Genomic DNA, 25,363 nt, shown 5'->3' on the forward strand with positions numbered 1-25,363 from the left:
GGCACCGCGCTGCGCCGCGCGTCGCTTGCGGCAACGCCCGACCGACGTCGCGTGCGCCGCACGTCGGTGCGGCGTCGCACGTCGCGGACGTCGCAACGGGCCGCGCACGTCGCCCACCGCACGCCCCGCCGGCGCGATGCGTCCCACGGCGCCTGGTGGAGCGCGTCGATGCACGTGACGCTCGAGGTCGGCGGGCCATGCGCCGGGCGTCGCGCCCGGCGGGCCGGGGACGAGGCGACGCCCGGGGCACCGCGCGTGCGCGTCGGAACGGGCCGCGGGCGGTGGGCGTGGGGCTCCCGCGCCACCACCGGGGCAGGCCCTAGACTCGGTGGGGCGTGTCCGGACCCTCGCTCTACCGCCGCCACCGCCCCCGGAGCTTCGACGACGTCGTCGGCCAGGAGCACGTGGTGCGCACCCTGCGCAACGCCATCGACCAGGGCAAGGTGCACCACGCCTACCTCTTCGTCGGCAGCCGCGGGACCGGCAAGACGTCGATGGCGAAGATCCTCGCCGCCTGCCTGAACTGCCAGGGCGACCCGGACCTGCCGCCGGCCGAGCGGGTCGTGGGGCCCACGACGCATCCGTGCGGGAAGTGCGAGGCCTGCCGCTCGATCGCCGACGCGACGTCGATCGACGTCGTCGAGATGGACGCGGCCTCGAACAACTCGGTCGACGACATCCGCGAGCTGCGCGACGCCGTCGCGTTCGCCCCGGTCGGCGGGCGCAGCAAGGTCTACATCCTCGACGAGGCGCACATGCTCTCGTCGGCGGCCTGGAACGCGTTCCTCAAGACGCTCGAGGAGCCGCCGCCGCGCACGATCTTCGTCCTCGCCACGACCGAGGCGAACAAGGTCCTGCCGACGGTCGTCGACCGGTGCCACCGGTTCGACTTCCACCGGCCGACGCCCGACCAGCTGCAGCGGGTCCTGGATCGCGTGGCGGTCCAGGAGGGCATCGCGATCGACCCCGAGGCGACCGCGCTCGTCGCCCGGCACGCGACCGGCTCGTTCCGCGACGCGCTCGGCACGCTCGAGCAGCTCGTCACGTACGCCGGCGAGCAGATCACGAACCAGGACGTCCTCTCGGTCCTCGGCGTCGCCGACGCGGAGCTCCTCTTCCGCGCCGTCGACGCGATCGCCGCCGGCGACGGGGCGCTCGCGATCCAGGTCGCGGCCGAGCTCGCCGCACAGGGCCGCGACCTGACGCAGGTCACCCGCGACCTCGAGAGCCACGCCCGCGCGCTGCTGCTCGTGCGCATGACCGGCGACCTGCCCGCGGAGCTGCGGATCACCGACGACCGCGACCGCCGGACGATCGAGCAGGCGCAGCGGCTGCCGGGGGCGACCGTCATCCGGATCCTCGACCTCGTCGCAGCGGCGCTCGCGGCGGTGCGCGACGGCGCCGACCCGCGCACCCAGCTCGAGCTGCTGCTCGTGCGGGCGGCGCTGCCGCAGATCGACCCGCAGACGAAGGCGCTGGCCGCCCGGATCGCGCGGCTGGAGCAGTCTGCCTCGGGGTCGCTGCCCGCGCCGCCCGCCGCCGCGCCGGCCCCGCCCGCGGGCGGCGTCCCGGCACCGCCCACGCCCGGTCCGGGACCGATCCCGGGTCCGCCCTCGCCCGATCCGGCGCCGCCGACACCGGGTCCCGAGCCGATCCCCGGTCCGCCGTCGCCCGACCCGGCGCCGCCCACGCCCGGTCCCGAACCGATCCCGGGGCCCCCGCCGCCGAACCCGGCGCCGCCCACGCCGCGTCCTGCCCCGGCGGGCGACTGGGACGCGCGGCCCGCGGCCGCGGGTGCCGCCGTCGGCGGAGAGCGAGGAGCCCCGTCGACGGGGTCGTCCGACGCCTCGGGGCGACCGCCCCAGGGACCGCCCCAGGCCGCGAGCGCGCCTCCGCGCGGCGGCGCGACGTCCGCCGGGAGCGGGACGCCGGACGACTGGGGCACCCCGCCGCAGGGCGCGTCGCCGACCGCCGGGCCGTCCAGCGGCCACGGGGCGTCGTCGCAGCCGGCGTCCCCCGCGTCCGCGCCGTCCCCCGATGGCGGCACGCCGTCGCCGTCGGCCGCCCCCTCCGCTGACTGGGGCGCGTCGTCGGCCGGCGGACCGGTGACGACCCCCGGCGGCGGACCCGCGCACCAGCCGCCGCCGGCGACCCACGCCGCGGTCCAGGGTCACGCCGGCCCGGCCGTCCAGGCGCCGGCCGCCACGCACGGCGGGCACGCCGGGGCCGTGGCGACGGCGATCGCGCCGTCCGACATCGACGAGCTGCTGCCGCAGATCGGCGAGAGCCTCTCGCGGCCCGCGGCGTTCGCGCTCGCGAAGGCCTCGACGGTGAGCCTCGGCGACGGCCAGCTCGTGCTCGGCGTGCCGCAGGGCGCCACGAGCGCGGCGAACCTCCTCAACCGCGACGACGTGCGGAGCGGGATCGCGGACGCGATCCGCGAGCTCCACGGCATCGCCGTGCAGGTGCGCGCCGAGGAGCGCGCCGAGGTCGCCGTGGCCGTCGAGGAGCCGCTGCCGGAGGATGAGGTCCTGCGGCGGGTCGTCCAGCAGTTCGACGCCGAGGAGATCGGCGAGCCCGGCGGTGCGGCCGCCACCCCCAACGGAGACGGAGCCTGATCGTGCGTCAGCCGAACATGCAGCAGATGATGAAGCAGGTCCAGCGCATGCAGCAGGAGATGGCTGCCGCGCAGGAGCGGCTGAAGGACGAGGAGATCGACGTCACCGCCGGCGGCGGCATGGTGACGATCAAGATCACCGGCGGCCTCGAGGTGCGCGCGGTGACGATCGATCCCGACGCGATCGACCCGGAGGACGCCGACATGCTGCAGGACACCCTGACGGCCGGCTTCAACGAGGCCATCCGGCAGGCGCAGGAGCTGGCGGAGAAGCGCCTCGGCGGCGTCACCGGTGGCATGGACCTCGGGGCGCTCGGCCTCGGCGGTCTCCCCGGGATGTAGGCAGTCCGCGCGGGACGCCGTCCCGCGAGGACCGGCCCCGCCGGGCGGTCTGCGACCCTGCCCTGCGTGCAACCGGCTCCGATCGAGCGCCTCTCCGCGGCCTTCGCCCGCCTGCCCGGCATCGGGCCGCGGACGGCGCAGCGCCTGACGTACCACGTCCTCACGCGGTCGGAGGAGGAGGCACGGGCGCTCGCCCACGCGCTCGTGGAGGTGAAGGAGCGGATCGGCGAGTGCTCGATCTGCTTCAACCTCGCGGAGGGCGAGCTGTGCGAGGTCTGCCGCGACGCGCGCCGCGATCCCGGCCTGCTCTGCGTCGTCGAGGGACCCGCCGACGTCCTGCCGATCGAGCGCACCCACGAGTACCGCGGCCGCTACCACGTGCTCGGAGGCGCGCTCTCGCCGGTCGACGGCGTCGGCCCCCGCGACCTGCGGCTCGAGGAGCTCTACCGCCGCGTCGCCGCCGGCGACCCGGACCAGCCGCCGCCCGTCGACGCGACCCCGCCGGTGCGCGAGGTCGTCGTCGCGACGAACCCGACGACCGCGGGCGAGGCGACGGCGCTGCACATCTCCGCCGAGCTGCGCCGGCGCAGCCCCGACGTCACCGTCACCCGGTTGGCGTCGGGCCTGCCCGTCGGAGCGGATCTCGAGCACGCCGACGAGGTCACCCTCGGCCGGGCCTTCGCCGGCCGACGCACGATCTGACGCGCGCCGCACCCGACCCGCTCGCGCGCCGACCTACCACGGCGTAGGCTGCGCGCGTGCTGCCGACGCCGCCGCTGCTCCCGCTCCGCCTGCCGCGGTCGCCGATCGGCCCCGATCCGCTGCGGCGGATCCGCGTCCCGCGCGACCTGGCGCCGCTCGTGCACCGGTCCGCGCACGAGGAGGACCCCGCGTCCGCGGGGATGACGACGGAGGGCGTCGAGCGGATCTGGGACGCCGTCGAGCGCCTCTACCGCCACGGCGTCCATCCCGCCATCGGGCTCTGCGTGCGGCGCGAGGGCCGGGTCGTCCTGGATCGCTCGATCGGCTGGGCGCGGGGCGGCGGTCCCGGGTCCGACGTGCCCGAGGCGGACCGGATGCCGGCGACGCCCGACGTCCCCTACTGCATCTTCAGCGCGTCGAAGGCGATCACGGCGACGGTCGTGCACCTGCTCGACGAGCGCGGCGTCCTGCACATCGGCGACCGCGTCGCGGAGTACGTGCCGGAGTTCGCCGGACGGGGCAAGCACCGGATCACGATCGACCACGTCCTGTCGCACCGGGCGGGCATCCCGAACATCCGCAAGGAGGCGATCGATCTCGAGCGGATCGGCGACCGCGCGTTCCTCCTCGGCGAGATCGCCGACGCGATGGTCCGCACGCGGCCGGGGTCTCGCCTCGCCTACCACGCGGTCTCCGGCGGCTTCGTCCTCGGCGAGATCGTCCACCGGGTCACGGGCAAGGACCTCCGCCAGGTCCTGCAGGAGGAGCTCCTCGACCCGCTCGGGTTCCGCTGGACGAACTACGGCGTCGCGCCGCAGGACCTCGACGCCGTCGGGCTCGCCTCGCCGACCGGCCCGCCGCCGCTGCCGCCGCTCTCCACCGTCCTGGACCGCGCGCTCGGGCTGCCGCTCGACGCCGTGACCGAGATCTCGAACGACCCGCGGTTCCTCCGCGCGATCGTGCCGGCGGGCAACGTCGTCTCGACCGCGAACGAGCTCTCGCGGTTCTTCGACCTGCTGCGCGCCGGCGGCGAGCTCGACGGCGTGCGGATCCTCGAGCCCCGGACGATCCGGCGGGCGATCATCGAGCGCTCCCACCACGAGGTCGACCTGTCGCTCGTGGCGCCGCTGCGGCACGCGTCGGGCTACATGCTCGGCGCCAAGCAGCTGAGCCTCTACGGGCCCGACACCGAGATGGCGTTCGGGCACCTCGGGTTCACGAACGTCCTCGGCTGGGCCGATCCGCGGCGCGAGCTCGCCGTCGGGCTCGTGACGAGCGGCAAGCCCGCGCTCGCGCCGCACCTGCCGGACCTGCGCACGCTGACGGTGCGGATCGCCCAGGCCGCCCCGAAGGTCGAGCAGCCGGCGCTCTACGCGGCCTGACCGGGGACGCGCGCGGCGTCGCCGATCGCGTGCCGTCCCGCCTCCTCCGGAGGGGGCGGGGCGCGGAACGCCGCGCGCGCGTCGCCGCGGTCGGCCGCGCGCGTCGACCGTGAGGGCCGCCGAACGCCGCAGCCCGTAGGATCAGCCGCGCGCATGAGCAGCGGACCGAGCACCGTGGTGATGAAGTTCGGCGGCACGTCGGTCGCCGACGCCGAGCGGATCAAGCGGGCCGCCGCGCGGATCGTGCGCAAGCGCGAGGCCGGCCAGCGGGTCGTCGTCGTCCTCTCCGCTCGCGGCAAGGAGACCGACCGCCTGATCGCCGACGCGTTCGAGATCAGCGAGCGGCCGGCGCCGCGCGAGATGGACATGCTCCTCTCGACCGGCGAGCGCGTGAGCTGCGCGCTGGCGGCGATGGCGATCAACGACCTCGGGCACCAGGCGATCTCGCTGACCGGGTCGCAGGCGGGGATCGTCACCGACACCTCGCACACGAAGGCGCGGATCCTCGACGTCCGCGCCGACCGGATCCTCGAGGCGCTGGACCAGGACCGGATCGTCCTCGTCGCGGGCTTCCAGGGGGTCTCGACCGCGAAGGACGTCACGACCCTCGGCCGCGGCGGCTCGGACACCACCGCCGTCGCGCTGGCGGCCGCGGTCGGCGCCGACGTCTGCGAGATCTACACCGACGTGCCGGGCGTCTTCACGTCCGACCCGCGGATCGAGCCGCACGCCCGCAAGCTCGACGTCGTCTCGTTCGAGGAGATGCTCGAGATGTCGGCGTCCGGTGCCGGCGTCCTGCAGCTGCGCAGCGTCGAGTACGCGCGCAACCACGGCGTCCGCATCCACTGCCGGTCGAGCTTCGAGGAAGGCGACGGCACGTGGGTCGTGTCGGAGACCGAGGCCCAGGAGCACCAGGAGAAGAGCGTGGAGAACCCGCTGATCACCGCCGTCACCCACTCGACGGTCGAGGCCCGGATCACCCTCGTCGGCGTGCCCGACACCCCCGGTGCCGCCGGCCGGATCGCCAGCGCCCTGGCGACGGCCGAGGTGAACGTCGACATGATCATCCAGAACGAGCCGCTGAAGTCCGTTCCCGCCACCCACCCCCACGCCGCGCGCGCCGACATGTCGTTCACGGTCCCCCGCGACGACGTCCGCGCCGCCGAGGAGGCGCTCGCCCCGCTCGCGCAGGAGCTCGGCATCGCCGAGGTCCGCACGGACGGCGAGATGGGCAAGGTCTCGATCGTCGGCGCCGGGATGAAGACCCACCCGGGCGTCGCGGCGAAGGTCTTCACCGTGCTCGGCGAGGAGGGGATCAACATCGAGATGATCTCCACGTCGCCGATCAAGATCAGCTGCGTCGTGGCCGGCGACCGCGTGCCGGAGGCCGTGCGCGCGCTGCACGCCGCCTTCGGGCTGACCGGGGAGGACACGATCCGTCCCGAGCAGCCCTTCGGCGAGTTCCGCTGAGCGGCCGGCGCGGAACACCGGCGACCTCGGGCGCGTCGACGCCGCGGGGCGCTCGGCGGCCCGCGACCGGCCCGCGCGCCTCAGCGCTCGCGGGTCCCGAGCGCGCCGGAGAGGAAGTCGACCGCCTGGCGGATCGCGGCCTCGGCGGCGGCCGTGCCGCGCAGCGCGTCGAGCATGACGAAGTCGTGGATGATGCCCGCGTAGCGGGTCGCCGTCACCGCGACCCCGGCCTCGCGCAGCCGCGCCGCGTACCGCTCGCCCTCGTCGCGCAGCACGTCGGCCTCGCCGGTGATGACGAGCGCCGGCGGCAGCCCCGCGAGCTCCTCGTCCGTCGCGCGCAGCGGCGAGGCGATGCTCTGCGCCCGCTCGGCCTCGTCGGTCGTGTACTGGTCCCAGAACCACTGCATCCCGTCGCGGCGCAGGAAGTAGCCCTCCGCGAACTGGTGGTACGAGGGCGTGTCGAACGACGCGTCGGTGACCGGGTAGAAGAGCACCTGCGCCGCGAGGTCGAGCTCGCCGCGCTGCTTGGCCAGGAGCGTGATCGCCGCGGTCATGTTCCCGCCGACGGAGTCGCCGGCGACCGCGAGCCGCGAGGCGTCGAAGCCCTGCTCGGCGGCGTTGGCGACGATCCAGCGCGCCACGCCGTAGGACTGCTCGAGCGGCACCGGGAAGCGGACGTCCGGGGCGCGATCGTAGTCCGGCAGGACGACGGCGGCGCCCGTGCCGACGGCGAGCTCGCGGGCGAGGCGGTCGTGCGTGTGGCGGCTGCCGAAGACCCAGCCGGCACCGTGGACGTAGAGGACGACCGGCAGCGGGCCGGTCGCGCCGCGGGGCCGCAGGACGCGGACCGGGATCTCCCCGTGCCCGCTGTCGACGCGGAGGTCCTCGCTGTCGGCGTCGGGCACGAACGGCGGCTCGGCCTGAACGCCCTCGACGGTCTCGCGGCCCTCGGCGACGGGGAGCTGGAAGAGGAACGGCGGGGTGGCGGTGTCGCGGGCGAACGCGGCGGCGGCCGGCTCGAGGACGACGGTCGGATCGGTGGCGCTGGTCATGTCGGTGCTCCGGGGTCTGGGAGGTGCGGTGCCCTAGGGAAGCTATCGCACAATAAAATTGTGCGCAATGTAATTGTCGGCGATGAGATCGGGTCCCACTGCTACCGTCCGCGGAAGACCGCCATGGCCGCCCCCGATCCCGCCACCACGTCGCAGCGCCTCGACGACCAGCTCTGCTTCTCGCTCTACGCCGCGTCCCGCGCGGTCACCCAGCTCTACCGCCCGTTGCTGGAGCCGCTCGGGATCACGTACCCGCAGTACCTCGTGCTCCTCGTCCTGTGGGAGCGCGGGGCGGTGCCGGTCGGGGAGCTCGGCACCGCGCTCCGCCTGGACTACGGCACCCTGTCGCCGCTGCTGAAGCGGCTCGAGGCGGCGGGCCTCGTCGAGCGCACCCGCCGGCCCGACGACGAGCGGTCGGTCCTCATCGCGCTGACCGAGGCGGGCGATGCGCTGCGCACGCGCGCCGCCGCGGTGCCCGTCGCGATCGGGGACGCGATGGCGCTCCCGGCCGGCGAGCACGAGCGCCTGCTGGAGGTCCTCGCCGGGCTCACCGAGCGGGTGGCCGCGCGCGCGGCCGAGCTCGCGGCCCGGTGACGCCGGGGTCGACCCGCGCCGGGCGGTGATGGCGCGGGGCGCGGCGCGTCGCGTCGCGGCATCCCGGGTCGGGCGCGTGGCGCGGAGGCGCGACGCGGCGGCCGGACGCCGGGGCGTCGTACCCTTGGGGCATGAGCGCCAGCAGCGGGTACCGCATCGCCGTCGTCGGCGCCACCGGCCAGGTCGGTGGCGTCCTCCTCGACGAGCTCGGCGTGAAGCGCGACGGCGACGACCGCCAGGCGCTCGCCGCGGTCCGCGAGGGTCGCGCGGGCTTCCCGCCCGCCGGCGAGGGCCTGCCGATCCGCGAGATCGTGCCGTTCGCCTCCGCCCGCTCCGCCGGCACGACGCTGCGCGGGCTCGAGGTCCAGCCGCTGACCGAGGAGACGATCCAGGGCTTCGACCTCGCCGTGTTCAGCGCCGGTGGGTCCACCAGCCGCGAGTGGGCGCCGCGGTTCGTCGCCGCGGGCGCCGTCGTCGTCGACAACAGCTCGGCGTGGCGGATGCACGACGACGTCCCGCTCGTCGTCGCCGAGGTGAACCCCGAGGCGCTCGACGAGCACAAGGGGATCGTCGCCAACCCGAACTGCTCGACGATGCAGCTCATGGTCGCCCTGCGACCGCTCCAGCAGGCCGCCGGGATCGAGCGCCTCGTCGTCTCGACGTACCAGGCGGTCTCCGGCACCGGCAAGGCGGCCGTCGACGAGCTGCTCGAGGAGACCCGCGCGGTCCTCGAGGGGACCGCGGTGCCCGCCCCGCGCAGCTACGCGCACCAGATCGCGTTCAACGCGCTGCCGCACGCCGGCTCGTTCGTCGACGACCACACCGACGAGGAGCACAAGCTCATCAACGAGACGCGCAAGATCCTCGGCGACCCGACGATCCGGGTGTCGGCGACCTGCGTGCGCGTCCCGGTCCTCAACGGGCACTCCGAGACCTGCAACGTCGAGACGCGCGAGCCGCTGTCCCCCGAGCGCGCGCGGGAGCTGCTGGCGGCTGCGCCCGGCGTCGAGGTCCGTGACGATCCGGCCGCGGCGGTCTACCCGCTGGCCACCGAGGCCGACGGCCGCCCGGACGTGCTCGTCGGGCGGATCCGCCGCGATCCCGGCAACCCGCAGGCGCTCGACCTCTTCGTCGTCGGCGACAACCTGCGCAAGGGCGCGGCGACGAACACGATCCAGCTCGCGAAGGTCCTGCACGAGCGGGGCCTCGTCCGCCCGACCGCCGTCGACGCCGTCCCGGCCCTCGTCTGACGATGGCGCAGCGCGAGATCTCGGAGGAGACCTGGGAGCGGCGCCGGCAGGCGCTGCAGCAGGTGCGCCAGTGGGGCGATCCGGCCCTGCGCACGGTCGCCCAGCCGATCGACCCCGCCGACATCGACGGGGAGCTCGTCGCCGAGGCGGGCCGCCTGATCGCGATCATGGACGCCGCCCTGGGCGTCGGCCTCGCCGCGACGCAGGCCGGGATCATGCGCCGCTACGTCGTCCTGCGCGAGGGCGAGGACGGCGCGGGGGACGCGATCACGCTCGTCAACCCGAGCCTCGAGTGGCAGAGCGAGGAGACCGACGTCGCCAGCGAGGGCTGCCTGTCGCTCGAGGGCGTGTGGGTCGACGTCGAGCGGCCCGTGGCGGTGCGCGTCCGCGCGCTGGACCTCAGCGGACGCGAGCTGACGATCGAGGCGAAGGGGCCCTACGCGCGGCGCCTGCAGCACGAGATCGACCACCTCGACGGGGTCCTCATGCTCGACCGGGCGCCGAAGGAGCAGCGCAAGGCCGCGCTGCGCGCGTTGCGCGAGGGCGTCGTCATGGACGCCCCGGCGGACGCGACCGAGGTCTGAGCCGGCAGGCGGCGTCAGGCGAGCAGGTCGTCGAGCCAGCCGCCGACGACCTCGCCGATCCGGCCCTGCTCGGGCTTCAGGCCGTGGTCGCCCCGGACGGGCACGACCGTCCGGCCCGGCGCGGCGGGCGGCATGCCGTACGGGTCCCGTTCGCCCTGGACGACGAGCACCGGCACCGTGGGCTGCTCGAGCTCCGGCAGGCGGCTCGGCGCGGGGGAGGACCGGCGCGGCGGCTCGAGCGGGAACGCGAGGCAGAGGACGCCGACGGCGCCCGTCGCCGTCGCGGTGCGGCAGGCCACCCGGGCCCCCGAGGAGCGGCCGCCGAGGACTAGGGGCGCGTCGCCGATCGGGCCCGACCGGAGGCCGGCGACGATCGCCAGCCAGGCCTCGTCGAGCGCCGGCGGCCGCGGCGGCGAGCGCCGGCCGGCGACGCGGTAGGGCTGCTCGACCAGCCCGACGCCGATCCCCCGATCGAGCGCCGCACCGGCCGACGTCCGCAGGTCGGGAGCGTGCACGCCACCGCCCGCGCCGTGGCCGAGCAGGAGCCAGGCCCGGGGCGTCGCGACGGCGTGCACGTGGACGCGCGCCGGTCCGCGCGGCGTGTCGAGCTCGACGATCTCCGGGTCCGCGGCAGGCACCGCCGCATCCTCCCGCATCCGGCCGGTGCCCTCACCCGCCCGTCCTGGGTGACTCGAGTCGTTTGGGGAGGGGATTCCGGTCCTGGGTGACTCGAGTCGTCTGGGGAGGGGATTCCGGTCCTGGGTGACTCGAGTCGTTTGGGGACGGGATTCCGGTCCTGGGTGACTCGAGTCGTTTGGGGACGGGATTCCGGTCCTCGGTGACTCGAGTCGCCTGGGACCGGGCCGGCTCAGGTGGCCGGGGAGGGGCGGGGGGCGACCGCCGGGCGGGCGGGCGCCGCGGGCGGGCGCAGCGCCTCGAGCCCGGCGCGCAGGAGGCGGTGCGGGTCCTCGTCGCGCAGCACGGCGCTCACCCGTCCCGCGTCGTCGATCGCGAGCAGGACGATCTCCGGCTGGTGGACGCCGACCGCCGTGCGGACCGTCCGCACGCCGAGGGCCCGCGCGGCGCGGGCCTCGGGGTCCTCGAGCCGCGTGATCTGCCCCACGTCGTCGACCGGGACCCCGGGCGGGTGCGGCGGCGCGCCGGCGTCGGTCGAGGGCGGCAGCCGCGGCGACAGCGTCGCGAGCCCCACGTCGAGACCCGCCGCCGCCGACCGCGCGCCGTCGATCGCGCGCAGCGCGGGGCCGAGCCCGCGCAGCGCGGGGTCGCCCTCGGGGACCGGCTCGGCGGGGTGGACGAGCAGGAGCGCCGGCCGGCGGGACCCGAGCGTCCGCAGCGGGAACGGCGAGCCGTCGCGCAGCCGGACGGTGACGTCGGGCAGCGGGGACCCGGGCTCGATCGTCGCCGCGGTCGCGCGGGCGATCTTCAGCTCGTGGCGCAGGCGCGGCTGCAGCAGGCGATCGAGGGACGCGAGCGGCTGCTCGATCCAGCGGAACGCCAGGACGCCGACGCCGAGGGACAGGATCACGATCGCGGCCGTCGAGTAGGGCCACAGCTCCGGCACGTCCATCGGGAGGATGTCGCGCGCGGCCATCGAGCGCAGGATCGGCGCGTGGACGAGGTACGTGCTGAACGACGCCGCCGCCAGCAGCTGCACGAGCGGCGAGCGCAGGAGCCGCCGCACCCGCCCGTCGGGGTCCGCGGTGACGATGGCGACCATCCAGCCGAGGCAGCCGAGCGCGCCGAGCTCGAAGTACCAGAGCGTCGCGAACGACGAGTCGCCGCGCAGCGACTGGATCCAGACGAGCCAGGCGCTGGCGATGACGAAGATGAGGGTCGGCACCGGCTTCGGGCAGCGCCAGCGCAGCGGCTCGCGGAGCAGCAGCGCGAGGCCGAGCAGCATGCCGAGCCCGTAGAGCGCGGCCCACGCCGGCGGGGCGAACCAGCTGCCCCACTCCGTGCGCGGCACGCCGTGGGCGTGGAGCGAGGACTTCCACCAGATCGTCAGGCCGATGAGGGCCAGCGGGGGCACGAGCACCCCGACGAGCCGGCTGCGCAGCGGCCAGCGGCCGACGAGCCGCAGCCACGGGAGGATCGCCAGGGCGGTGAAGACGGCGAACTGCCACTCCACGCTGAGGTACCAGCCCGGATCGATCGTGCGGAAGATGTGCTCGGTGCTCCAGGACTGCATGAGCGTCAGGCCCCAGAGCACGTCGAGCCACTGCGCGCTGCCGCCGCCGTAGCGCCAGAACCACACGACGAGGAACACGACGACGTAGACCGGCAGCAGGCGCAGCGCCCGGGCCACGAGGAACGCCGCGCTCGGCGGCAGCGACCGGCCGAGCAGCAGCGCCCCGACCATCTGGTAGTAGATCGCGAAGCCGGAGAGCAGGAAGAACACCGGCAGCAGCACGTCGATGTTGCCGACGAGCATGCCGGCGGTCGAGAAGTCCCGCAGCGCGTACTGGCTCGTCTCGCCGCCCGACGCCTGGTAGGCGTGGAACGTCACGACGAGGAACATCAGCGCGCGGATCGCGTCGAGCTCCTGCAGGCGGCCGGCCTTGCGCCGCTTCGCGGCCGCCGCCTTCTTCGCCGCGGCGGCCTTCCTGGCGGTGGCGGCGTCCGGGAGCACCGGCGCCGCGTCGTCGGGCCCGAGCGGCCGCGTCGCCGCGGCCGCCCGCGCCGGATCAGTCGCTCCGGCGCTCACCCTCGCCGCCTCCGGGCTCGTCGCTCGGCGGGACCGCGCCGTCGGTGCGACGCCGCAAGCGGACGAGCGCGCCGCGCAGGGCCACGACGGCGATGCCGAGGATCGCCAGGCCGATGATGAGCAGCGGCCAGCGCCACGGCACGGGGCCGCGCTGGACGGCGGTCACGGCCTCGGCGTCCCCGACGCGGATCGCCGCGTCGTCGGCGTTCAGCGACTCGACCACGCGGCCGCGGACCTTCCCGACCCGGTAGCCGTTGGCGAGCGGCACGAGGGCCTTCGCGCCGATCGCGAGGATCCGCACCGCGTCTCCGTCCTTGCGCGCGGCCAGGACGCCGGCGTCCTTCGGACCGGGGACGTCCTTCACGAGCTCCTCGGGGACCCGGCCGGGCCGCGCGAGGACGAGCGCGCTGCCGTCCGGCACGTCGCCGCCGAGCCGGAACGCCGGCAGGACGAGCTCGCCGGTGACGCGACGCGCCTCGGCGAGCGTGCCGAGCACGGCGCCGAGCTCGGCCTCGGTCGGGCGCTCGGGCAGCTGGACCGTCGTCCCGGACCAGCCCGAGCGCCGGTTCAGGGGGAACGGGAAGACGCTGAGCGTCGCGCTGACCGGGCGGGCGCGGGTGAGCAGGCTGACCGATCCGAAGTCGGTGACCTGCAGCCGGCCCTCGGCGTCGGCCGGGGCGCAGCGCAGGGCCCGCGGGCGCGTGAGACGGGTGCTGACCGTCACGACGTTCTCGCCGGCCCGGAGGTCGGCGCGCAGGGTCGCGGGACCGCGCCCCGCGAGCTCCTCCTCGACGTAGAGGCGGCTCGGGCCCGACGCGTGCAGCGACTCGCTGGCGATCGCGCGGCCGTTGATCGCGACGGTCGCCTGGCCCCCGGCGGGCGCCTGGTACGTCGCGGCGAGCCGGAGGCGGGCGCCGCGGAGCGCCTCGAGGTGGACCGGGATGTCGAAGGGCAGCGACACCTGCTGGCCGTCGAGGCCCGTGGCGCTGCCGTCGGGCAAGCGGATCCGGCGCGGGAACGTCGGTCGCGCGGTCGGGGTGACGGCCGGCAGGCGGGACGCGTCGGCGACCGTGCCGGAGAGGCGCCGGGCGACGCTGCGCCGCAGCGCGCCGGCCGCGCGCAGCAGCTCGTCCTCGGGGCCCTGCAGGCGGACGACCGGCGACCGGTCCGCCCCGACGGTGCGCGTGCGGATCGTGAGCGGGCCCGGGGCGGCGACGAGCTCGATCGCGGCCTCGCCCGGGCGGCGCCGGACGGCCGTCCCGGGCAGCGCGGCGCGGATCCGCACGCCGCGGGCGTCACCGGACGCGTCGACCTCGCCGGCCGCGACCGTCGCCGCGCGCAGCAGCGCGGGCGTCACCGGGGAGCCGAAGCGGATCAGCAGCTGCGAGCGCTGCCGTCCCACGCCGGTCAGGAGCGCGCCGGGCAGCGTCCGCAGCGCGGGCGCCGCGGCCGAGCCCGCGCCGTCGACGGTCAGCGCGGAGCTGCGCTCGAGCTGCAGCCACGCGCTCGGGTCGTCCGGCGGGGGGCAGCGGTCGGCGCGGGTGGCCATCCGCGCCACGAGCGTCAGCGGGACGCTCGAGACGCCGCGCGGGACGCGCTGGGGCGGCAGGCGCACCGTCACGCCCCCGGCGCCGGGGCTCAGCGGGACCGAGCCGAGGATCCGCCCGCCGATGCGCACCTGCAGCGCCGAGGGCGCCACGAGCTGGGGCGACGCGCGCCACCGCAGGCGGAGGGTCCCGCCGACCGTCCGCCAGCGCGGCGGGATCGGGACGGTCCCGCTCCAGGCGTCGTAGCCGCCGTCGAGCTCGACGAGCGCGTCGTCGGGGCCGGTGAGCGCGGTGCGCGTCGCCGCGGACGCGGGGCCCACGACCAGGGGCCCGCCGAGGGCGAGGCTCGCGCCGAGCGCGACGAGGAGCGCGCGGCGAGGCCGGGCTGGGGGTGCGGATCCTGAGTTCATGTGGTCTTCGCGCTGCGGCCGCCGGCCGCGGGTGACACGGGTTCGGTGCGTGCGGCCGTGCCCCGGAGCCCGTCGCGGGTCCCGCCGCCCGGCGGCCGGTCCCCCGGCGACGGGCCGCGACGGACGGCCTGGTCGCGGCGGGTCACCATCCAGCGGCGGTCGCCGACGATCTCCCGCACCATCGCGGCCTGGGCGACCGCGTTGCGCAGGATCGTATAGGGGGCCGTGAGCACGGCGTACGCGAGCATCCAGCCCCACCCGAGGTCCCGCCGGGCGGTGTCGGACATCACGCGCGCGCCCGCGAGCGCGAGGCCGACGCCGCTGAGGACCGTCACGACCGTCGAGGTGATGAGGAAGGGGTCGCGGATGCCGCCGAAGGGGACGCCGATGAGGGCCTGCGCCGCCAGGACGGTGAAGATCTGCAGCGAGACGATCGGGAACATCTCCCGCCACACGAGGAGGATGAGCCAGTAGATCCGCACGGCGGGGGAGAGCACCCGGGACCGGCGGACGTCGGCGGTGTGGCGCAGCGTCACCTGGAACCAGCCCTGGGCCCACCGCGTGCGCTGCTTCCACCAGGCGGCGAACGTCGTCGGCGCGAGCTCGGTGGAGACGATGTCGCGCTCGTGCACGAGGCGGCGGCCTGAGAGCAGCGCGCGGATCGAGACGTCGATGTCCTCGGTGAGCATCCGGTGGTCGACGCCCAGCGCGCGCAGCACGTCGGTGCGCCACCAGCCGTTGGCCCCGCCGAAGATCGCCGTGTCGGTGAGCAGGGACCGGCCGGCGTGGCTGATGCCGTAGATGACCTCGAACTCGGCGGCGACGATCCGCGTGAGGAGGTTGCGCCGGGCGTTGCGGATGACGCAGCGGCCCTGGACGACGTCGTAGCCGGCGTCGAGCCAGCGGACCGCGAGGTCGGCCGCGCCGGGCTCGAGGTGGTGGTCGGCGTCGAGGATGACCGTGACCTCGCCCCGAGCGTGGGGGAGGGCGCCCATGATGTTCTGCGCCTTCGACGTGCTGCCCGGCACCCGCAGGACGTCGAGCTGCGGCGTCGCGGCCGCCAGCGCGCGCAGCCGGTCCTCGATCCCCGGCAGGTCCTCCGGCGTGTTGTAGGCCAGCAAGACCTGCAGCCGCTCGGCCGGCACGCCGGCCTCGTGACAGAGGTGGCGCAGGGTCTGCTCGATGATCTCCTGCTCGTTGGGCAGGTACGCGGCGACGATCATCGTCACGGTCGGCGCCCAGCCGTCCCGGGGGGCCGCGGGCCGTTCGCGGGCGCGGCGGCGGACGGCGAGGTTCGCCTCCACGACCATCAGCAGGCAGGTCAGCAGGTAGGCGAGCGCGACGCCGTAGAGGACCCAGCTCAGGACGCGCTGCTCGAGCTCGCCGAGCGCCGCCAGGAGGATCGCGGGCGCGAGGAAGCAGACGAGCGCCGAGAGCGACAGCTGGAGGCCGACCCGATGCCGGGCGCCGTCGAGGATCCGGGTGAGGAGCCCGATCACGGCCGGGGCGCGGGCCGCGCGGCGGCGGCGGTGACGGAGGAGGGCACGGTCAGGGAGCTGCGCAGGGCGCCGCCGAGGGCCCGCCGGGCCACCTCGGCGGCCAGGCGGTAGCCCTCGCGGCGCAGGTGGATGTCCGGCGTCCGCGGCGGGCGCACGCACATCCACGTCAGGTCGCAGATGGCGGCGACCGCCTGCGGGCGGCGTCGGTCGGTGGGGCGGAAGGGCGCGTACTGGTGCATCGCATCGGCGAGGTCCACGACGGTCGCCCCGTGGCGACGGGTGACGTCGACGATCGTCCGATCGATCGTGCGGAGGAAGAGCACGTGCAGCCGGCGCAGGGCGGGGCGCGCGTCGGGATGCTCGTCCCAGAGGCCCAGGAGGGGGTCGTAGAGCGTCAGGACGCCGATCGGGACGTCCGGGGCGACGTCGCGCAGCCGGCCGAGCAGCTCGTCGAGGTTCTCGCGCAGCGCGGCGCCCACGCGGCGCAGGCACGCCGGGTCGACGCGCCCGTCCCGCAGGCAGTCGCCGACGTCGTTGCCGCCGATGTCCAGCAGCACGGCCCGGCGGCGGTCGCCGAGGCGCGACAGGAGCCCGATCGCGTGGGAGGCCTGCGACGTCGTGGGGTCCTCGTTCGCGTAGGGCGTGTCGCGCTCCGGGGCGCAGTCGCGTCCGCCGGCCAGCAGCGACGCGGACGTGGCCCCGCCGCACCCGAGCTCGTGCAGGACGACGGGGGTCCCGTCGTCGCGGAGGAGGTCCGCGAGCTGGCGCGGGTATCCCTGACGCGTCTCGCGACCGCCGCCGAGCAGGCCCGGCTGGACGCCGACGGCGAGCGAGTCGCCGAGCGACACGAGGTGCAGGGCCCGTGGGTCGTCGCCGTCGTCGCCGCCGCAGGCGGCGACGACGAGGGCGCAGAGCACGGCCAGGGCGGCCGCCGTGCGGGCGGCCGGTCGTCGGCGCGAGGCCGTGCCTGAACGCTCGCGCGGCACTCGCGCAAGGGTAGTGGGCCTCCGGACGCGAGCCGGGCGGCGCGCGCCCCCTCCCCGGGCGGACGTCCAGCCGTCGTCCGGGAAGGCCTGGACGCCGGTAGCGTCCCCGTCGGTGTCCGCCCCGCCCGCCACGAGCCCGACCGCCGGCCGCGCCGGCCGCTCCGACGCGCCCGCGACGACGTTCAGCCTGCTCCTGCCGCTCCGGCGCGGCCTGGCGGACCTGCGCCGCTCGCCGGTGGCGACGCTCGCGCCGGTCGCCGCGCTGCTCCTCCCGCTCCTGCCGCTCGTCCTGGCCGCCGACTGGGTCCTGCGGACGGGGGGCGACGTCGCGCTCCAGGGGCTGCTCGTCGGCGGGCCGCGCGACGGCCGCGACGTGCTCATCGCGCGGCCGGACGGCGACGGGATCCGCTCGCTGCTGCTGCTGGCGCTCGTCGTGGCCACCGCCGTCGCGGCCGTGGTGGCCGCCGCGCTCGTCGCCGGCGGGCCGCACGTCCGGCGCGCCTCGCCGGCCGGCGCGGTGCGCGACGCGTGGCGCGCGTGGCCGCTGGCGTTCGTCGTGCTCGTCGTCCAGCTCTGGGCGCTCGGCGCCGCGGTCCTCCTGCTCGCGCTGCTCGCGTCGCTGGCCGGCGGCGTGCGCTTCCAGCTCCACGCCGTCGTGCTCGTCGTCGGCCTCGTCCTGCTCGTCGTCGGGGCGACCCGGCTGAGCCTCTGGCCGGCGATCGCGCTGCACGACGACGTCGGTCCGCGCACCGCCGCGCGGCGCGCGTGGCGGGCGACGGCGTCCGATCCGGTGCGCGCGGTGCTCGCGCTCCTGCTGCCGCCGGCCGCGGCGCTCGCGCTCGCGCTCGCGGCGGGCGCGGTCGTGGGTGCCCTGCTGGGAGCCGCGGCGTCGGCGGAGCTCGTCGTCCTGTCGCCCGCGGCCATCGACGCGTGGGCGATGCTGCCGCTCGTCCCCGGCGTCGTCGTGGGTGGGGCGCTCGCCGGGCGCGCCGCCGATGCGCTGCGCGTCCGCCTGGACGCCTGAGCCCGACGTCGGAGACCGTCCGGGCCGCGGCGGGCAGCCCGGCCGCGGGACGGGCGTCGGCTCAGCGGGTCGTCAGCCGCAGCGCCTCGACGGACCGGCGCGCGGTCCGCTCGAAGACCCGGGCGGCGCGCAGGTACCCCTCCCGGTTGAGGTGGACGTCGGCGCGCGCGCACATCCAGGTCAGGTCGCAGATCGCGTCGACCCGGTCCACGTCGGCGGGGCCGCGCGTGCCGTCGGTGCCCATCGCCGGTCCGACCTCCGCGACGAGCCAGCCCTGAGCGGTGAACGTCCGCCGGATCGCGGGGTTCAGCTCGCGCATCACGAAGCGGTCGACGGTGGCGACCGCGGCGCGCAGCCCGGCCGTGTCGAGCGCCCCGCCGCGCAGCAGCGCAACGAACGGGTCGTAGACCGTGGCGGCCACGAGCACCGTGTCCGGCCCGGCGGCGGCGGCGATCCGCTGGGCGATCTCCCGCAGCCGCCGGCGCAGGCCGGGCCCGGTCGCCCGCAGGCACGCGCGGACGCGCGCGGCGTCCGGCGAGACGCAGCGCAGGACGTCGTTGCTGCCGAGGTCGAGGGTCACGAGGGTCGGGGCGGCGTCCCGGCTGCGGACGTGCCGCACGGCCCAGGCGACCTGGCTCGTCGCGGGCGCGTCGTTGGCGTAGGGCACCGGCCCCGCCGGGGCGCACCGCCCGCCGACGAGCGCGCTGGCGGCGGTGGCGCCGCCGCACCCGGCCTCCACGAGCTCGACCGGCACGCCGCGGCGGCGCAGGAGCGTCGCGAGCTGGCGCGGGTAGCCCTCGCCCGTGATCCGCTGGCCCCGCTCGCCGGGCTGCACGCCGCGGCTCAGCGAGTCGCCGAGCGCGACGAGCTGCAGCGTCTGCCCGCTGCCGGCGCGCGAGCCGGGCCGCGGACCGCCGTCGTCGTCGTCGCGCGCCCGCAGCCCCCCGACGACGAGGACGACGGCCACCAGCAGCAGCCCGACGACCGCGGCGCTCCGCAGCGGTCCGGCGGTCCACCGGCTCTCGGGGCGTGACGCGGGGCCGTCGCTCACGACGCGGAGCCTACGACCCGCCGGCGGGCGGGCACCGGGCGGCCGTTCCGGCGGTGGCGCGCAAAAGCTCGGCAACGGAACGTTCACCCCTGTAACTTGGCCGGCGGGGAGACTCCGCCGTCGGTGGCGCGAGGTCCCGCGCCGCTGCCCTCCATGGATCGCTCATCACGTCCCCGCTCCGGTGCCACCCGGCGCGAGCTCGTCGCCACCGGCGCCGGTCTGCTCGCGCTCGGCGCCGCCGGTGCGCTCACCACCCCTGCCCACGCCCGGCTGCTGGCCACCGGCAAGGTCCGGGGGCTCGGACGCGGCCGCTTCGCCGACGGCGTCGCGTCCGGGGAGCCGGGGCCGAGCGCGGTGACCTTCTGGGGGCGCCTGCGGACCGACCGGCCACGCAGCGCCGCGCGGCTCGTCGTGGCGACCGACGAGGGCCTGCGCGACGTCGTCGCCACGACGCTCGTGCCGACCTCCTCGGCGGTCGACCACACGCTGAAGGCCCGTGTCGGCGGCCTGCAGCCGAGCCGCCACTACTGGTACGCGTGGCAGTCCGCCGACGACGTCTCGCCGGTCGGACGCACGAAGACCGCGCCGCCCGCCGACAGCCGCCAGGCCGTCGCCGTCGGCTTCTCGTCCTGCCAGAGCTACCCGCACGGCTTCTTCAACGCGCACGCGGACGCGGCGGCGCAGGACCTCGACCTCTACGTCCAGCTCGGCGACTACACGTACGAGTACGCGTTCGGCGACTACGGCGACCTGCGCGGCAAGGGCGGGGTCGACTTCGCCTCCGTCGACCTGCGGACGTATCGCGACAAGCTGCGGCTCTATCGCGCCGACGCGGCGCTCCGGGAGCTCCACCGGCTGCACCCGGTGATCCACACCTGGGACGACCACGAGGTCGCCGACAACTACACCGACGGCCAGCCGTCGCCGTCGGCGCAGCAGCGCAACGCGGGCTACCGCGCGTCCTTCGAGTGGATGCCGCGGATCGCGGTGCCGGGCGACCGCTTCCGGCTCTTTCGCGGGCTGCGTCTCGGACGGACCGTCGAGCTCCTCATGCTGGACGAGCGCCAGTACCGCGACGTCGCGGTCGTCGGCCGCTCGATCCTCGGCCGCCGGCAGATGGAGTGGCTGAAGGGGCGCCTCGCGACGACCGACGCGAGCTGGAAGCTCCTCGGCAACCCCGACCTCTTCGCCCCGCTCGGGCTCAACCCGACGGGCGAGGGGCTGGTGGACCCGATCAACTTCGACGGCTGGGGCGGCTACCCCCACGAGCGGACCGAGGTCCTGCAGCACCTCGTCGCCAGCCGGATCGACGACGTGGCGCTGCTCACCGGCGACGTCCACATGTTCATGGCCAACGACCTCATGATCGGCGGTCGATCGGTGGCGACGGAGTACATGGGCGGCTCGGTGACCTCGCCGGGCCTCGACGTCCTCGAGGGCACGACGGCGTCGGTCGTCCGGGGGATCAACCCGCACATCAGGTTCCTCGACGGCCTGCACCACGGCTGGGCCGTCGCGCGCGCCTCGGACCAGCGGCTGGAGATCGAGTTCCGCGCCAGCGACTCCGTCGTCAGCGGCGCCCCGAGCCGGACGCTCGCCCGCTTCCGCCAGGATCGCGGCGAGAACCGCGTGACCCAGGTGGCCGGGGCGACCCGGGCCAGCGACCGGGCGTTCCGCGAGGACCCGGCCCGTGCGCCGGTCGCGCCCGGCACCCCGCTCGCCGCGCGCGCCGCCCGGATCGATCGCGCCGCGACCCGCGACCTCGAGCGCCGCGCCCGCGGCGGCGCCGCCGAGCGCGCCCTGCGCGCCGACCGTGCCCGGAGCGGCCGATGACGCGGGGCAGCAGCCGTCGCGAGCTCGTCGTCGCGGGGACGGGGACCGCGCTCGCCGCGACCTTCGCCTGGACGACCCCGGCGCACGCCCGCCTCCTGCCGGGCGGCGGGGCGCGCACGCTCGGGCGCGGCCGGTTCGCCGACGGCGTCGCGTCCGGCGAGCCGGGCCCGACCGCGGTGACGTTCTGGAGCAGGCTGCGGACCGACCGCCCCCGCAGCGCCGCGCGGCTCGTCGTCGCCCGCGACGCGGAGCTGCGCCAGGTCGTCGCCACGACGGTCGTGCCGACCTCCGCGGCGGTCGACCACACGCTGAAGGCCCGGATCGACGGCCTCGAGCCGGCCCGCCACTACTGGTACGCCTGGCAGTCCGCCGACGACGTCTCGCCGGTGGGCCGCACGAAGACGACCCCGCCGGCCGACAGCGCCACCGCGATCGCGCTCGGGTTCTCGAGCTGCCAGAAGCTGCCGACGGGGTTCTTCAACGCGCACCACGACGCGCTGACGCACGACCTCGACCTCTACGCGTTCCTCGGCGACTACACGTACGAGTACGACGAGACGAAGAACGACCAGTCCTCGCGCCTGAACCGTCCCGGCTACGTCGATCCCGCGTCGAACGACCTCGCGAGCTACCGGGCGAAGCTCCGCCTGTACCGCAGCGACCCGGGCCTGCGCGAGCTGCATCGGCTGCACCCCGTCGTCCACACCTGGGACGACCACGAGGTCGAGAACGACTACACCGACGGCGACCCCGCGCCATCGCGCCAGCAGCGCGCGGCGGGCTACCGCGTCCACACGGAGTGGCTGCCGCGGCTGGGGATCGCGGGGGACCGCCAGCGGGTCTACCGCGGCCTGCGCCTGGGACGCACCGCCGAGCTGCTCATGCTCGACGAGCGCCAGTACCGCACGAGCGAGGAGGGCCGGCCCGTGAGCCCGCCCACGATCCTCGGGCGTCGCCAGATGGAGTGGCTCAAGGCGCGGCTGCAGACGAGCCCGTCGCGCTGGAAGCTCGTCGGCAACCCCGACATGATCGCCCCGCTCGGCGTCGTGCTGACCGGCGCGGAAGGCCTCACGGTCAACCCCGACCAGTGGGACGGCTACCCGGCCGACCGGACCGAGATCCTCACGCACCTCGCCAGCAAGCGGATCGACGACGTCGCCTTCCTCACCGGCGACATCCACATCTACATGGCCAACCACCTCGTCCACCAGGGACGCTCGGTGGCCACGGAGTACATCGGCGGCTCCGTCACCTCGTCGGGGATCCCGGAGAGCCTCAACGGGATCGCGGCGCCGGTGATCCGCACGGTCAACCCGCACATCTCCTTCCTCGAGGGCGCGCTGCACGGCTGGGCGATCGCCCGGGCCGACGCGCGGGAGCTGCGCGTGGAGTACCGCGTGTCCGACATCCGCAAGGACCGCGCGCCGTCGCGGACGCTCGCGACGTTCGTCCAGCGGACCGGCGAGAACCGGCTCGAGCAGGCGACGCGCAGCGGGATCCGCGGCGCGCGGATCCTCGGCGAGGATCCCGCCGACGCGCCGGCGCCCGCCGGCAGCGCCCTGGCCCGCCGCCGCGACGCGGTGGCCCGGGCGGCCCAGCGCGACGCGACGCGCCGCCGGGAGGCGGCCGAGGCCCGCGCCCGCCGCGCGCGCTCCCGCGCCGGCACCCGTACGACGACGACCCGGAGCGCCCCATGAGGACGACCGTCCTGATCCCGACCGCCGCCACGCTGGCGGCGCTCGCCGTGCCGGCGGTCGCCGGCGCGGCCGTCCCCGGCGACGACGCCGCGGGCGCCCTGAGCTTCGAGCCGGTCACCGCCGAGAACGGCCCCGTCGCGGCGCGGCAGCGCGTGCTGCGCCTCGACGGCGCGGGGCCGGACGCCGCGCCGCGATGCCTCGGTCCGCGGAGCTTCGCCCGGACCGCCTGGGCGATCGTCCCGGCCGCCGACGCGGCTCGCCGGATCACCGTCGAGGCCGCGCCGAGCATGAGCACGGCGGTGCCCGACCTGGCGCTCTACGTCCAGCCCGCCGGGCGCCGCGACGTGACGACGGAGCCGACGACCTGCGCCGGGCGCGAGACCGTCGGGGACGGCAGCCGCGGCGACGAGGCGGCCGGCGCGACGGCCGTCGTGGGCGCCGGCCAAGCCGTGCTCGTGCAGGTCGGGTGGCGCGACGGCGACGCGCCGGAGGACGTCGTCACGACCCTCGCGCAGAGCACCGTCCGGCTCGCGGAGGCACCGCGCGGCCTCGAGCCGGCCGCGGCCCCGTCGATCCGCCTCGGGCGTCCCTCGTCGGTCGCGCTGCGCGGCGCGACGCTCGTCGGCGGCGACCCGGCCCAGCCCCGCTGCCTCTCGCAGGCCGCCGTCTGGCGCACGGTGCGGATCCGCAAGGCCGGGCGCTACGCGCTGGCCGTCGCGGGCGGCGCGACGACCGTCACGGCGTTCCGCGGCCGGCCGACCGGCGACCGCGCGCTGGCCTGCGCGAGCGACGCCGACGGCCCGCGCGTGGCCACGACCGTCCGGGCGCGCCGCAAGGGCGTCCTCTGGATCCGGCTCGGCGTGGACAGCCCCGAGTCGACCGATCCGGGTGCCGTCCTGCTGCGCGGCCCCTTCCGGACCGAGCGCCTCGCGCGCAAGGCGCTGCCGAGCACCGCGTCGCGGGCGGCCCGGATCTTCCGAGGCCGGGGCCGATGACGGCGACGCTCCGTCGGCGCGAGGCGCTCCTCGCCGCGGGCGCCGCGACGCTCGCGGCGGGCTTCGGGTCCGCGTTCTGGCGCTCGGCCACGGCGACGGCGGCCTCGGCGCAGACCGGCGCGGGGCCGTACGGCCCGCTGCTGGCGCCCGACGCCAACGGCGTGCGGCTGCCGAAGGGCTTCCGCTCGCGGGTCGTCGCGCGCAGCCTGCAGCCGGTCCCCGGCACGAGCTACGTCCTGCCGCTCTTCCCCGACGGCAGCGCGACGTTCCCGACGCCCGACGGCGGCTGGATCCAGGTCGTCAACAGCGAGGTGCCCCTCATCGGCGGCGCGTCCGCCATCCGCTACGCGAAGGACGGCCGGATCGTCGACGCCTACGGGATCCTCACCGGCACGTCGACGAACTGCGCCGGCGGCCCGACGCCCTGGGGCACCTGGCTGTCCTGCGAGGAGGTCGACGAGGGCCGGGTCTGGGAGTGCGACCCGACCGGGCGCACGCAGCCGGTCGTCCGCCCGGCGATGGGCGTCTTCAAGCACGAGGCCGCCTGCGTGGATCCGGTCCACGAGCACGTCTACCTCACCGAGGACCGCGGTGACGGCTGCCTCTACCGGTTCGTCCCCGACCACTACCCCGACCTGTCCCAGGGCCGGCTGGAGGTCGCGACCGTCACCGGGACCGGCGGCGAGGGCAGCGTGTCCTGGACGCCGCTGCCCGATCCGGCGGCACGGGGGAGGGCGACTCGCGACCAGGTCGCCGGCGCGACGCGGTTCGAGCGCGCGGAGGGCATCTGGTTCGACGCCGGCACGGTCTACGTCGCCACGACGGGCGACGAGACGATCCACGCGCTGGACACGACGACGCAGCGGATCTCGATCCTCTACCGGCGCGCGGACGCGCCGGGCTCGCCGCTGCAGGGCGTCGACAACGTCACCGTCTCGCGCTCCGGCGACGTCTACGTCTGCGAGGACAGCTACGACAACGACCCCGACGCGATGGACGTCTGCCTCATCACGCCGGAGGGCGAGGTCGCGCGCTTCTGCAAGCTCACGGGCCGCGAGCACTTCCTGCCCAGCGAGCTGGAGAGCGAGATCACCGGCGTGGCGTTCTCCCCGGACGGGTCGCGGATGTACTTCGGCTCGCAGCGCGCCGGCGGCGTCGGCGCGGTCTACGAGATCTCCGGCCCGTTCCGGACCGCGCGGCCGACCGGCGGCGGCCCCGCGCCGGTCGACCCGGCGCTGCTCGGCCTGACGGCGGCGAGCGCGATCTCCAGCACGGCGCTCCTGCAGGACGGCTTGCGGGTGCGCCTGACCGCGGCGGGCCCCGTCGCGGTGACGGCGGTGCTGAAGGCGCGCGTGCGGCGCAACGGCCGGCTGCGGACGGTGACCGTCGCGCGGCAGGATCGGCAGCTGGCCGCGGGCGCGACGAGCCTGCGCCTGCGGCCGCGCAACGGGACGACCCGCGCGGCGGTGCGCGCGGTGCGCGGCGCGACGGCGGCGACCCTCGAGGTCGCGGTCCGTCAGGCCGACGGCTCGCGTGCGGTTCGGCGCCGCAGCGTCCGCATCCGCGGCCGCCGGCGCTAGCGCCGCCAGCGACCGCGGTCGCT

20 protein-coding genes are annotated in these 25,363 nt (G+C 76.4%); 13 read left to right on the forward strand and 7 right to left on the reverse strand.

What is annotated here, in order from left to right; all coding sequences use genetic code 11:
* The first annotated feature begins 335 nt into the window (after positions 1-335).
* The 5 genes from dnaX to SK069_RS06015 all read left to right on the forward strand — a co-directional run bounded on the left by dnaX (position 336) and on the right by SK069_RS06015 (position 6,513).
* Positions 336-2,618 carry a DNA polymerase III subunit gamma/tau gene (gene dnaX / locus SK069_RS05995; RefSeq protein ID WP_319953288.1) on the forward strand — a complete coding sequence of 761 codons (2,283 nt, stop codon included), beginning with the start codon at positions 336-338 and terminating at the stop codon, positions 2,616-2,618.
* Between the two features lie 2 nt (positions 2,619-2,620).
* The gene (locus SK069_RS06000) at positions 2,621-2,959 is read left to right on the forward strand and encodes a YbaB/EbfC family nucleoid-associated protein (RefSeq protein WP_319953289.1); all 339 of its coding nucleotides are present in this window, start codon (positions 2,621-2,623) and stop codon (positions 2,957-2,959) included.
* Positions 2,960-3,025: 66 nt separating this feature from the next.
* Entirely contained in the window at positions 3,026-3,661 is a 636-nt protein-coding gene (gene recR / locus SK069_RS06005; RefSeq protein WP_319953290.1) for a recombination mediator RecR, read from the forward strand.
* A 56-nt stretch (positions 3,662-3,717) separates the two neighbouring features.
* On the forward strand, positions 3,718-5,043 hold the full coding sequence (locus SK069_RS06010; protein WP_319953291.1) for a serine hydrolase domain-containing protein: 1,326 nt from the start codon (positions 3,718-3,720) through the stop codon (positions 5,041-5,043).
* Between the two features lie 153 nt (positions 5,044-5,196).
* Positions 5,197-6,513, forward strand: a complete 1,317-nt coding sequence (locus SK069_RS06015; protein ID WP_319953292.1) for an aspartate kinase — start codon at positions 5,197-5,199, stop codon at positions 6,511-6,513.
* Between the two features lie 80 nt (positions 6,514-6,593).
* Here SK069_RS06015 and SK069_RS06020 read toward each other — a convergent pair whose 3' ends face one another.
* Positions 6,594-7,565 carry an alpha/beta hydrolase gene (locus tag SK069_RS06020; protein ID WP_319953293.1) on the reverse strand — a complete coding sequence of 324 codons (972 nt, stop codon included), beginning with the start codon at positions 7,563-7,565 and terminating at the stop codon, positions 6,594-6,596.
* A 123-nt stretch (positions 7,566-7,688) separates the two neighbouring features.
* Here SK069_RS06020 and SK069_RS06025 point away from each other — a divergent pair, with 123 nt between their 5' ends.
* The 3 genes from SK069_RS06025 (at position 7,689) to def (ending at position 9,993) form a co-directional block, all read left to right on the forward strand.
* Complete coding sequence (locus tag SK069_RS06025) at positions 7,689-8,159, forward strand: MarR family winged helix-turn-helix transcriptional regulator (protein ID WP_319953294.1); 471 nt, start codon at positions 7,689-7,691, stop codon at positions 8,157-8,159.
* Between the two features lie 131 nt (positions 8,160-8,290).
* Positions 8,291-9,409: an aspartate-semialdehyde dehydrogenase gene (locus SK069_RS06030; RefSeq protein ID WP_319953295.1), complete on the forward strand. Its 1,119-nt coding sequence runs from the start codon at positions 8,291-8,293 to the stop codon at positions 9,407-9,409.
* A 2-nt stretch (positions 9,410-9,411) separates the two neighbouring features.
* On the forward strand, positions 9,412-9,993 hold the full coding sequence (def, locus tag SK069_RS06035) for a peptide deformylase (protein WP_319953296.1): 582 nt from the start codon (positions 9,412-9,414) through the stop codon (positions 9,991-9,993).
* A 14-nt stretch (positions 9,994-10,007) separates the two neighbouring features.
* Here the strand turns inward: def and SK069_RS06040 are convergent, their stop codons facing one another.
* The 5 genes from SK069_RS06040 to SK069_RS06060 form a co-directional block, all read right to left on the reverse strand.
* The gene (locus tag SK069_RS06040) at positions 10,008-10,649 is read right to left on the reverse strand and encodes an alpha/beta hydrolase family protein (protein ID WP_406628254.1); all 642 of its coding nucleotides are present in this window, start codon (positions 10,647-10,649) and stop codon (positions 10,008-10,010) included.
* A 212-nt stretch (positions 10,650-10,861) separates the two neighbouring features.
* Positions 10,862-12,718 carry an acyltransferase family protein gene (locus tag SK069_RS06045; protein WP_319953298.1) on the reverse strand — a complete coding sequence of 619 codons (1,857 nt, stop codon included), beginning with the start codon at positions 12,716-12,718 and terminating at the stop codon, positions 10,862-10,864.
* Positions 12,699-14,675 (reverse strand): cellulose biosynthesis cyclic di-GMP-binding regulatory protein BcsB, encoded by a 1,977-nt coding sequence (locus SK069_RS06050; protein WP_319953299.1) that lies wholly within the window; start codon positions 14,673-14,675, stop codon positions 12,699-12,701. Before SK069_RS06050 ends, SK069_RS06045 begins: the two co-directional genes overlap by 20 nt.
* Complete coding sequence (locus tag SK069_RS06055; protein ID WP_319953300.1) at positions 14,672-16,174, reverse strand: glycosyltransferase; 1,503 nt, start codon at positions 16,172-16,174, stop codon at positions 14,672-14,674. Before SK069_RS06055 ends, SK069_RS06050 begins: the two co-directional genes overlap by 4 nt.
* Complete coding sequence (locus SK069_RS06060) at positions 16,171-17,160, reverse strand: SGNH/GDSL hydrolase family protein (RefSeq protein WP_319953301.1); 990 nt, start codon at positions 17,158-17,160, stop codon at positions 16,171-16,173. Before SK069_RS06060 ends, SK069_RS06055 begins: the two co-directional genes overlap by 4 nt.
* Before the next feature lie 112 nt (positions 17,161-17,272).
* Between SK069_RS06060 and SK069_RS06065 the strand changes: the two genes are divergently transcribed.
* On the forward strand, positions 17,273-18,184 hold the full coding sequence (locus SK069_RS06065; protein WP_319953302.1) for a hypothetical protein: 912 nt from the start codon (positions 17,273-17,275) through the stop codon (positions 18,182-18,184).
* A gap of 61 nt (positions 18,185-18,245) precedes the next feature.
* On the opposite strand, the gene SK069_RS06070 is transcribed toward SK069_RS06065, so the two are convergent.
* Positions 18,246-19,235 carry an SGNH/GDSL hydrolase family protein gene (locus SK069_RS06070; RefSeq protein WP_319953303.1) on the reverse strand — a complete coding sequence of 330 codons (990 nt, stop codon included), beginning with the start codon at positions 19,233-19,235 and terminating at the stop codon, positions 18,246-18,248.
* 153 nt (positions 19,236-19,388) lie between these two features.
* Between SK069_RS06070 and SK069_RS06075 the strand changes: the two genes are divergently transcribed.
* The 4 genes from SK069_RS06075 to SK069_RS06090 are packed head-to-tail and all read left to right on the forward strand — an operon-like array spanning position 19,389 to position 25,340.
* On the forward strand, positions 19,389-21,068 hold the full coding sequence (locus tag SK069_RS06075; RefSeq protein WP_319953304.1) for an alkaline phosphatase D family protein: 1,680 nt from the start codon (positions 19,389-19,391) through the stop codon (positions 21,066-21,068).
* On the forward strand, positions 21,065-22,765 hold the full coding sequence (locus SK069_RS06080) for an alkaline phosphatase D family protein (RefSeq protein WP_319953305.1): 1,701 nt from the start codon (positions 21,065-21,067) through the stop codon (positions 22,763-22,765). The genes SK069_RS06075 and SK069_RS06080 overlap by 4 nt, the downstream gene beginning before the upstream one ends.
* Positions 22,762-23,760, forward strand: coding sequence for a hypothetical protein (locus SK069_RS06085; RefSeq protein WP_319953306.1), 999 nt, complete (start codon positions 22,762-22,764; stop codon positions 23,758-23,760). Before SK069_RS06080 ends, SK069_RS06085 begins: the two co-directional genes overlap by 4 nt.
* Complete coding sequence (locus SK069_RS06090) at positions 23,757-25,340, forward strand: alkaline phosphatase PhoX (RefSeq protein WP_319953307.1); 1,584 nt, start codon at positions 23,757-23,759, stop codon at positions 25,338-25,340. Before SK069_RS06085 ends, SK069_RS06090 begins: the two co-directional genes overlap by 4 nt.
* Positions 25,341-25,363 lie beyond the last annotated feature (23 nt).

Origin of the sequence: Patulibacter brassicae (assembly GCF_033949425.1) — a bacterium.
Taxonomy (GTDB): Bacteria; Actinomycetota; Thermoleophilia; order Solirubrobacterales; family Solirubrobacteraceae; genus Patulibacter; species Patulibacter brassicae.

Excerpts from the sequence above, each read along its gene's own strand:
- SK069_RS06050 (WP_319953299.1), bottom strand. The coding sequence starts at position 14,675 with ATGAACTCAGGATCCGCACCCCCAGCCCGGCCTCGCCGCGCGCTCCTC.
- SK069_RS06020 (WP_319953293.1), bottom strand. The coding sequence starts at position 7,565 with ATGACCAGCGCCACCGATCCGACCGTCGTCCTCGAGCCGGCCGCCGCC.
- SK069_RS06025 (WP_319953294.1), top strand. The coding sequence starts at position 7,689 with ATGGCCGCCCCCGATCCCGCCACCACGTCGCAGCGCCTCGACGACCAG.
- SK069_RS06075 (WP_319953304.1), top strand. The coding sequence starts at position 19,389 with ATGGATCGCTCATCACGTCCCCGCTCCGGTGCCACCCGGCGCGAGCTC.
- SK069_RS06090 (WP_319953307.1), top strand. The coding sequence starts at position 23,757 with ATGACGGCGACGCTCCGTCGGCGCGAGGCGCTCCTCGCCGCGGGCGCC.
- SK069_RS06030 (WP_319953295.1), top strand. The coding sequence starts at position 8,291 with ATGAGCGCCAGCAGCGGGTACCGCATCGCCGTCGTCGGCGCCACCGGC.
- def (WP_319953296.1), top strand. The coding sequence starts at position 9,412 with ATGGCGCAGCGCGAGATCTCGGAGGAGACCTGGGAGCGGCGCCGGCAG.
- SK069_RS06015 (WP_319953292.1), top strand. The coding sequence starts at position 5,197 with ATGAGCAGCGGACCGAGCACCGTGGTGATGAAGTTCGGCGGCACGTCG.
- SK069_RS06085 (WP_319953306.1), top strand. The coding sequence starts at position 22,762 with ATGAGGACGACCGTCCTGATCCCGACCGCCGCCACGCTGGCGGCGCTC.
- SK069_RS06080 (WP_319953305.1), top strand. The coding sequence starts at position 21,065 with ATGACGCGGGGCAGCAGCCGTCGCGAGCTCGTCGTCGCGGGGACGGGG.
- SK069_RS06040 (WP_406628254.1), bottom strand. The coding sequence starts at position 10,649 with ATGCGGGAGGATGCGGCGGTGCCTGCCGCGGACCCGGAGATCGTCGAG.